Annotated in this window: 4 protein-coding genes; 3 read left to right on the top strand and 1 reads right to left on the bottom strand. The window is 62.0% G+C overall.

The window, feature by feature from the left end; translation table 11 throughout:
• Nucleotides 1-527: carbamoyl-phosphate synthase domain-containing protein (locus tag AAC023_RS13315; protein WP_339741684.1), on the bottom strand; the 527-nt coding region annotated here is incomplete at its 3' end.
• Nucleotides 528-858: 331 nt separating this feature from the next.
• Between AAC023_RS13315 and AAC023_RS13320 the strand changes: the two genes are divergently transcribed.
• From AAC023_RS13320 to rpoD, 3 genes are all read left to right on the top strand, one after another.
• Nucleotides 859-1326 carry a GatB/YqeY domain-containing protein gene (locus AAC023_RS13320; protein WP_339741685.1) on the top strand — a complete coding sequence of 156 codons (468 nt, stop codon included), beginning with the start codon at nucleotides 859-861 and terminating at the stop codon, nucleotides 1324-1326.
• 173 nt (nucleotides 1327-1499) lie between these two features.
• Nucleotides 1500-3326, top strand: a complete 1827-nt coding sequence (gene dnaG / locus AAC023_RS13325; RefSeq protein WP_339741686.1) for a DNA primase — start codon at nucleotides 1500-1502, stop codon at nucleotides 3324-3326.
• Between the two features lie 51 nt (nucleotides 3327-3377).
• Nucleotides 3378-5516 (top strand): RNA polymerase sigma factor RpoD, encoded by a 2139-nt coding sequence (gene rpoD / locus AAC023_RS13330; RefSeq protein WP_339741687.1) that lies wholly within the window; start codon nucleotides 3378-3380, stop codon nucleotides 5514-5516.
• The last annotated feature ends 71 nt before the right edge of the window (nucleotides 5517-5587 follow it).

Here is a 5587-nt window from a genome sequence, read left to right on the forward strand (position 1 = left end):
CGGGTGACGGCGGCTGCGAGTTCCCGGCCTTCCATCGTTGCCGCGGCCCGGGCACTGGCTTTCAGGTCTTCGATATCGATATTGCCGGACGGGTCATGGGCGACGGCGCACATCGGCATGCCATGATCGCGAATGCGGCGGGTCAGGGCGCGGGTGTCGACGCCGGTCAGTGAAATGATGCCGCGGGTGCGCAGCCATTCGCCGAAGCTTTCCGTGGCGCGGTAATTGGCCGGCGGGGTGAGTGGCGCGCGGCTGATCATGCCGACAGCGGCGTGCCGGGCCGGCGCGCTGGCGGCTTCATCGTCTTCGCTATTGGCGCCGACATTGCCGACATGGGGAAAGGTGAAGCAGACGACCTGGCCGGCATAGGAGGGATCGGAGAGGATTTCTTGATGGCCCGTCATCGCGGTATTAAAACATAACTCGCCGATCGCGATCCCTGAGGCGCCACACCCCTGTCCGACGAAGACGCTGCCATCGGCGAGCGCCAGGGCTCCAGTCGGATTTGGCTGCGAGGTCTGGGACATGGTTGTGCTCCTGAAGCCGGTTTGCCGTGTCGGAAATACGCGCCATGAGGCGGGTGCGGCCAAACGGTCGCGTAGGTAGTCAGAGACGCTCGCGCGGTCAATCCCGCAACGCCGATTTCGATAGGCCTTGATTCTTCGGCAAAGACAGCATATCTCCGCCGGTCTTGAAACGGGCGTATGATCGCACCGCAAGAATCGGCTCGATGGATGAGCCTGGAAGACAATGGACCCGAGCAGACGCGCAAACGAAACCGCTCTGAGAAATTCCACTGCAAAATCAAAACATTGACATTTTAGGCGCATTGCGGCGCCAGAAACGGTAGCCTGAGTGATGTCTCTTCGTGATCGAATCACCACTGATATGAAGTCGGCCCTGAAAGCACAGGACAAACCGCGCCTGTCGACGCTGCGGCTGATCGCTGCTGCGGTCAAAGACCGCGATATCGCTGCTCGCGCTGAAGATCGGTGCTGTGGCTGCGAGGAGACCGAGATCCTCGCCATCCTGCAAAAGCTGATGAAGCAACGCGAGGAAAGCGCTGACACCTATGAAAAGGCCGGCCGGCTCGATCTTGCCGAAGCCGAGCGCGCCGAAGCAGAAATCGTGCGCGAATATCTGCCCACGCCGATGGACGAAACCGAGATTGCCGATGCCGCTGTCGATGTCGTTACGGAGCTGGACGCCGCCGGTCTCAAGGATATGGGCCGTTGCATGGGCGAGCTGAAAACCCGTTATGCCGGGCGGATGGATTTCGGCAAGGCCGGCGCCAAGGTCAAGGACCTGCTCGCCGGTACGGCCTGACGCGCCCACCGGTCAGGCCAGGCTTGAGGCCGGCTTGCGATTGTAGCGTGACGCGCCCGGGATTCCGGCGCAACATGCCTTTCTGAACATGATGGTCGTTCCGACCCGGATTGCGGACCCATCGGGCTTGTGTTCGCACTCCGGGCCGGGCCTTTGAGGATAGCCGAACCAATATGCGTCTGGGCGAGGACTTCATCGACGAAATCAAGGCGCGTGTGCGCCCGTCGGACCTCATTGGCCGTACGGTCAGCCTGAAGCGTCAGGGGCGTGAATTCGTCGGCCTGTCGCCGTTCAAGAAGGAACGCTCGCCCTCCTTCTTCGTCAATGACGAGAAACGCTTCTATCACTGCTTTGCCTCCGGCAAGCATGGCGATGTCTTCACCTGGCTGGAAGAAATGGAAGGGCTCTCTTTCATGGAGGCGGCTGAGCGGCTGGCCGGAGAGGCCGGGCTTAGCCTGCCGGCGCCCGATCCCCAGGCGCAACAGAATACCCAGCATCGCAAATCCCTCGTCGAATGGATGGAGGCCGCCCAGGCCTTCTACCTGCGCGCCCTGCGCACGCCAGCGGCCGAGGATGCGCGCCGATACCTCAAATCCCGCGGGCTGTCGGGCGAGGATTGCGTCCGCTTCGGCATTGGCTATGCGCCGGAAAGCCGGACGGCCTTGAAGGACGAACTGGTCACGGCCGGCGCGCCGGTTGGCGATCTGGTCGAATGTGGCCTGCTGATCGAGCCCGACAGCGGTTCGCCCTATGACCGTTTCCGCCACCGCATCATGTTCCCGATCCAGGACCCGCGCGGCCGGCTGGTGGCTTTCGGGGGGCGGGCCCTCTCGAGCGAGGCGAGGGCGAAATATCTCAACTCGCCGGAAACGCCGATCTTCCACAAGGGCTCCATGCTCTACCGCTTCCCTGAAGCGCGCCGGGCCGCGGCCGACCCGAAGGCCGATATCCGCGGCCTGATCGTTGCCGAGGGTTATCTCGATGTGATCGCGCTGGCGCGGGCGGGCCTCGAACAGGGCGTTGCGCCGCTGGGGACCGCGATTACGGAAGAACAATTGCAATTGCTCTGGCGCGCCGGCGGCGAGCCGGTGATGTGCCTGGATGGCGATAGCGCCGGCCGGGCGGCGGCGCTGAAAGCCGCCGATCGTGCCCTGCCGCTGCTGCAGGCTGGCCACACGCTGCGCTTCGCCTTCATGCCCGACGGCAAGGATCCCGACGATATCCTGCGTGAGCAGGGCGCCGGGGCCCTGCGCGAGGTCTTCAAGCAGACGCGTTCGCTGGCGGACCTGCTCTGGGAACGCGAAATTGGCGTCGAGCCGCTCGACGATCCTGATCGCCGCGCCAGCTTTCGCCGCCGCATCCGCACCCTGCTGGCGCAAATCGCCGAGCCGGATATCCGCGCGGAATACAAGCGCGAATTCGACAATCGCATGGAAGCCGCGTTCGGCACTACGCCGCAACGCGCGCCCTGGACCGGCAAGGGCAAAAAGGGCTTGCCGCGGCTTGGCCCGAGCGCCGAACTGCGTCGCGCTGCCAAGGGCTCGCCGGGGGCGTCCGATGCTCGAATACTGTTGCTGGCCGCGATCGAATGGCCCGAACTGGCCGCCGATCAGGTTGAAACCCTGGCGCATTTGACTCTCGGTTCGCTTGACTTACTACGCGACACCGTTCTAGACGCCTGCTCTTCTGGACAATCTGTGCAATCGGATTGGCTACGCGCGAAGCTTGCGGAAATGGGCTTTGCGGCGGAGCTCAGGCGGTTGGACGGTGAACGGGGACCGATGCGGGCAGCAATTGGCGGGGCGGAAGCCTCCGGCGAACAGCGCAGTGAGGCTTGGATTAAGCTCGCGGCTGCCTATATGGAAAGAAATGAAGCGACTGATCGTCGCGAAGAGATTCGCGCGCGGTTGGTTGAAGAGATTGGCCGGGATGATTCGGAAGGTGTGCGTCGGCTGGTGGAAGCCTATCGACGTGAAACCAGCCGTTCCGAATCTTCCTGAGTAGGATATTGTCGATTGGCGCCTGTCAGCGGCGCGACCAGGGACGAATACATGACCAAACCCGCCGAAGCCAATGACGCCTCCGAGACCCAAGACGGCCCTCTCCTGGACCTGACGGATCAGTCCGTCAAGAACATGATCAAGGTCGCCAAGAAGCGCGGCTATGTGACCCATGACGAGTTGAATGCGGTGCTGCCGAGCGAGGAATTCTCGTCCGAGCAGATCGAGGACGTGCTCGGGCAATTGTCCGAGATGGGCATTAATGTCGTTGATAATGACAGTGAGGCCGATGACGACAAGGAAACCACTGGCGCAGCCAAGAGCGGCGACGGCGATTCCGACGACGATGATGATGATGAGGAAGAAGGCGAGACCCGCGCGGTCGCCGGTGCCTCGAAAAGTGCCATTACCGGCCTCAACACCCCGACTTCCGCCGACCGCACCGATGATCCGGTGCGGATGTATCTGCGCGAAATGGGTTCGGTCGAGCTTCTGTCCCGCGAAGGCGAAATCGCCATCGCCAAACGCATCGAGGCCGGCCGCAATGCGATGATCCGCGGCCTGTGCGAAAGCCCGCTGACCTTTGAAGCCATCATGGTCTGGCGCGATGAATTGCACGAAGGCGAAGTCCTTCTGCGCGACATTATCGATCTCGACGCCACCTATGGCAGCCAGCAGGCTGAAGCCAATCAGGACGAAGACGACGAAACCGGTCCGGCCGAAGATGGCGAGACCCCAACCCCGCAAGCGCCCGGCGCGGCAAAGCCGGCTGACGCCGAGGCCAAGTCAGACGACAAGGACGCCGAGTCCGAGGATGACGACGCCAAGGCCAAGGGGGATGATGAAGACGACGATGATGACGATGACGAAGCCACGTCCAAGTCCGATGATGACGAAGACGACGACGATGATGATGAGGGCGTCACGCTCTCGCTTTCGGCGATGGAAGCAGAGTTGCGCGAAGGCGTCATGGAGACGCTCGACCTGATCTCGACCGACTTCACCGCTTTCCGCAAACTGCAGGACAAGCTCGTTGCCGCGCGGATCGAAGGCAAGGATCTGACCAAGCAGAGCCGGGACAAATACGAATCCCTGCAAAACTCGATCGTCACCAATCTCAACACCATGCATCTCAATAATGCGCGGATCGAGGCCCTGGTCGAACAGCTCTATGCGATCAACAAGGAGCGCATGTCGCTCGAAGGCCGCTTGTTGCGCATGGCCGATGCCCATGGCGTGCCACGGGCACAGTTCATGGACAGCTATTTCGGCAATGAATTGAATCCGGATTGGCCGGGCTCGATGGCCAAGACGTCGAAGGCCTGGACCCGCTTTATCGACCGCGAAGGCGTTGATGCCTCCAAGATCCGCGACGATCTGGCCGAGCTGACCCAGCGCGCCGGCGTTCCGATCGAAGACCTGCGCCGCATTGTCCGGACCGTCCAGAAGGGCGAGCGCGAAGCGCGCGTCGCCAAGAAGGAAATGGTCGAGGCCAATCTGCGCCTCGTTATTTCGATCGCGAAGAAATACACCAATCGCGGCCTGCAATTCCTCGATCTGATCCAGGAAGGCAATATCGGCCTGATGAAGGCGGTCGATAAATTCGAATATCGCCGCGGCTACAAGTTCTCGACCTATGCCACCTGGTGGATCCGTCAGGCGATCACGCGTTCGATCGCCGACCAGGCCCGCACCATTCGTATTCCGGTGCACATGATCGAGACCATCAACAAGATCGTCCGCACCTCGCGCCAGATGCTGCACGAGATCGGCCGCGAGCCGACCCCGGAAGAGCTGTCGGAAAAGCTCGCCATGCCGCTGGAAAAAGTGCGCAAGGTGATGAAGATCGCCAAGGAGCCGATCTCGCTCGAAACGCCGATCGGCGACGAGGAAGACAGCCATCTCGGCGATTTCATCGAAGACAAGAATGCCATCCTGCCGATCGACGCCGCCATCCAGGCCAATCTGCGCGAGACCACCACCCGTGTCCTCGCCAGCCTGACCCCGCGTGAGGAACGCGTCCTGCGCATGCGCTTCGGCATCGGCATGAATACCGACCACACGCTGGAAGAAGTCGGCCAGCAATTCTCGGTGACACGCGAACGGATTCGTCAGATCGAGGCGAAGGCGCTGCGGAAATTGAAGCACCCAAGCCGTTCGCGGAAGCTGCGGAGCTTTCTGGATAATTGACGCGGAGCGTCGTCCGGGACTTGTTCCGGGATTGGGAAATTGGATACGCATTTACGAAGAGGCCGGGCGCA

The organism is uncultured Maricaulis sp. (assembly GCF_963976135.1).
GTDB lineage: Bacteria > Pseudomonadota > Alphaproteobacteria > Caulobacterales > Maricaulaceae > Maricaulis.